Genomic DNA, 234 nt, shown 5'->3' with positions numbered 1-234 from the left:
GCACCCGGCCAGTCTGGAGAGTAAAGGCTATGCTCATAAGATCGCGGCCGCTGTATCTTTTTTCACGGATGGCGTCTCTGAGCTGTTTTGCTTTTTCAGTGAGCCGTTCGCTGTTTTTCGCGGACAGGACGATGATGGCGGGCTGATCTGCCGGCGTCTCATCAGGCTCTTTGTCTGCCGTATATTCTTCTATGATGAGGTGGGCGTTTGCTCCTCCTGCGCCGAAGCTGCTTA

1 protein-coding gene is annotated in these 234 nt (G+C 54.3%); it reads right to left on the bottom strand.

The annotated features are described in order from the left end of the window. On the bottom strand, positions 1–234 hold a 234-nt coding region (locus SB660_RS23950; protein ID WP_410585116.1), incomplete at both ends, for a ketoacyl-synthetase C-terminal extension domain-containing protein.

This window comes from Bacillus sp. SIMBA_005 (genome assembly GCF_046535585.1).
GTDB lineage: Bacteria > Bacillota > Bacilli > Bacillales > Bacillaceae > Bacillus > Bacillus pumilus.
The sequence above is the reverse complement of the archived record's forward strand: the minus strand, read 5'-3'. Positions and strand labels throughout refer to the sequence as shown.